Annotated in this window: 1 protein-coding gene; it reads left to right on the top strand. The window is 66.3% G+C overall.

The window, feature by feature from the left end:
- Positions 1-21: 21 nt before the first annotated feature.
- Positions 22-3,308, top strand: a 3,287-nt coding sequence (locus AB0C34_RS31445) for a hypothetical protein (protein ID WP_357081058.1), incomplete at its 3' end; no start/stop codon positions are given.

Here is a 3,308-nt window from a genome sequence, read left to right as displayed (position 1 = left end):
TTTGATGAGTTGGCTGATGCGATGACGCAGTTCGGGGATGCGTTGGTGAAGACTGCGAATGGTGTGACGAAGACGCAGTTGATTATGTGGGGTTTCGCGGCGGTGACGTTGTATTCGTTGTGGGCGGCGCGGGCGGCGTTGGGGTTTACGCCGTGGGGGCGGGCGGCTTTGCCGTTGGTGGAGGAGGTGATTCTTCTCGAGGGTAAGCAGCTTGTTCGGTGGCAGGCGTTGCGGGGGTTGGGTGAGGTGGCGGCGGCGATGGGGGAGTCGCGGGCTGTGGGGATGTTGCAGCCGTTGTTGAAGCGGTTTGGGTTGTTGCCTGCTTTGCGGGAGTCTTCGGGTGGGGTGTTGGCGAAGGTGTTGGCCAGTGATGTGTTGAGGGCTGCGGGTAAGCAGGGTTTGGTGGGTGTGGGTATTGATGGGGTTGCTGGTGTGGTGTCGGGGGATGGTTTTCGGTGGGATTCGGCGTTGACGATGGGGGCGTCGTTTGCTGCGGGTCCGGTGGCGGGTAGGCCTGCGGCGCGGTTTATGCAGGGTTTTATGGGGCGGTTCGCCGCGGTGCCGGCGTGGGCGGCGCGGGTGGCGACGGGTGCGGTGGCGGGGTCGGTGGGGATGGTGGGGATGGGTGTGGGTGGTGCGGTGATGCAGTCGGTGTTGCATGGGTCGTTGGCGTGGCAGGCGTTCGCGGCGGCGGTGGATCCGCATATGTTGTTGGCGGGTGCGGGTTTGGGTGCGTTGGGTGGGATGCGTTCGGTGCCGGAGGTGCGGGGTGGGGGGCAGGCGGGGGTTTCGGGTGAGGGGCGGCGTTGGGGTTGGGAGCGGGGTGAGTTGTCGGAGTTGTCGCGGCGGGAGGGGATGGGGGCGTATCGCGAGATGCGGAGGTTGCATCCGGACACGTTTCCGGAGGGGCCGGTGCGTGAGCGGGCGGGGGATCTTTTTGCGCGGGTTAATGAGGTGCGGGAGGCGGCGAATTCGCATGGGCGTAATGCGAATGCGTATCACAGTGGTGATGTCGCGCGGTTGAAGGATTTGCGGCAGCAGTTGACGTCGTTGCGGGATACGGCGGTGGTTCATGATGGGAGTGCTCCGCATCCGGATGCTGCTGTGCGGGCGGGTGCGGATGCTGGTGTGCGGGCGGGGTCGGCGGATGCTGGTGGTGGTGGGAGATCGCCTGCGGTGCGTGGTTCGGGTTCGGGTACTGGGTCGGCGTTGGATCGGTTGTCGCGGGGTGGTGCGGGGCCGGTGGTGCCGCGGACGCCGTCGGGGGGTTCGGGTGTGGTGGCGGGTTCGCAGGCTGCGGGGGTTGCGCCCGCTGCGTCGCCTGCGTCGTCTGCTGGGTCTGTGTCGTCTGGTGCGCCTGCTGGGTCGGCGGGTGCGGGGGGTGGTTCGGCGACGGTTGGGGATCAGGTTGATGGTGGTGTGGTTGTGCCGGTGGAGGGTTCGGTTTCGGTGGTGGGGGAGGTGGCGGGGCGTGTGGGTAGTGATCCGAATGCTGGTTCGGGGCAGACGGCGGATCAGGTTTTGGCGGAGTTGGGGCGGACGTCGTTGGATCGGTTGCGGGTGGATGCGGAGTTGGGGCGGGCGGCGACGGGGTTGCCGGTGGGGGTGGATCCGATGGTTGGGGCGCCGGCTGCGGGGCGGCGGTCGGTGGGGTTGGATCGGGTGTTCGCTGATATCGGGTTTGGTGAGCGGCCGGCGGTGTGGGTGGGGGAGGTGGAGGCGTTTTTCCCGGTGTCGGATTTGGGGTTGGTTTTGGCGGAGGGTATTTCGCCGGGTCGTTTGGGTTATATTTCTGGGTTTACGTCGTTGGAGCAGGCGACGCGGTTCGGTGCGGGGCATGTGGTGGTGGTGCGGGCGCCTGGTTTTGTTCGGGAGGGTGTGACGGGTGAGCCGATGGCGCTTTTTGTGGGTGGCGCTGACGGGAATTTTGTGGCGGGGTGGCATGAGGTTTCGGGGGAGATGTCTATTTATGTGGAGCATTCCGGTTTCGATCCGGCGCGGGGGTCGGTGGGTGCGGGGTCGGTGGGTGCGCCGCGGCTGGAGACGCCGGGGCCGGAGGTGTCGCGGCCGGGTTCCGCTGGTGCGGCGAAGCCGGGTTCGGCGGGTGGGGTGGAGTTCCCGGCGCGGGTGTCGGTTGTGCCGGAGGTGGGGTCGAGGCCTCCGACGCCGGAGCAGGTGCAGCGGGGTAGGGATGTCACGGGGTTGACGGCGGAGATGGATCCGCGGGCGGGGGCGGCGGATGTGTCGGGGGTGGGGTTGGATCGTTTGTTGGCGGGTTTCGGTAGGTCGGCGAATCCGCCGAGGTTTGTTGATGACACGGCGGTGGGGTTTGTGGCGGTGCGGGAGGGGAGCCCGGAAGCGCCGTTTGTGAATGGTTTGGTGTCGAAGTCTTCGGGTGTGGTGGTGGTGTATGACTCTCCGGTGGCGGCGCGTGCGGCTGAGGGTGGGGATTGTCGGGTGTATGTGGTGCAGGGGCGTCGGGGGAGGTTCGAGCAGGATTTGCCTAATGGTGGTAAGGCGTATCTGTATGTGGGGGGGATTGCCGCGCATCATTTCTTCGGTCGTTTCCAGTCGGATGTCGATACGCATTTGGATGTGGCGGGGTTCGAGGATTTTCCGGCTGTTGAGACGTTTGTGCCGAATCCGGGGTTCGATCCCGATCGGTCGTCGCGGCCGGTGCCCGCGGCGGTGGATGCGGTGGATGCGTTGGGGGAGTGGGAGCGGGTCAAACAGTTACCGCATCCGGCGGATCAGGCGTGGCAGCGGCGGCAGGACCGGGAAGCTGCGGTGGTGGCGGCGGAGTTGTTGCGTCCTTCGGAGTCGGATGTGCGTCGGGGTTTGCAGGCTATGGGGGTGGGTGTGGGGGAGGATCTGGCGCCTGCGGCGGTGGATGGTCGGGGGGCGGTTGATCCGAGAACGTTTCCGGTGTCGTGGGCGAATCCGGATGCGTCGGGTGGGTTGCGTTGGTTGGGGCAGCGGTCGGGGCCGGTGTTGTATGTGCCGTTGACGCGTGGTGGCGAGGTGTTGTTCGAGTCGGGGATCGTGGCGGATTCCGGGGTGGTGTATGGGTTCTCGTCGTTGGAGAAAGCGCGGGAGTTCGGGACCGACACGGTGGTCGAGGTGGATGCGCCGGGTGGGTTCATCGATGACGCCTCGGGGGTGGTGTTGCTGCTCGACAGTGTCGCGGGCCGGTATGTGGTGGGCAAACACGTGGTGTCGGGGCAGGGACCCGACGCCATGTCGATTTTTGTGCACAACCCAGGCTTCGTCGCCGGACGGACACCACGCAAACAACCAGAACCGACGCC

This window comes from Nocardia sp. NPDC049220 (genome assembly GCF_040647855.1).
Taxonomy (GTDB): Bacteria; Actinomycetota; Actinomycetes; order Mycobacteriales; family Mycobacteriaceae; genus Nocardia.
Note: the sequence above shows the minus strand (reverse complement) of the source record. Positions and strands in the feature narration are given on the sequence as shown.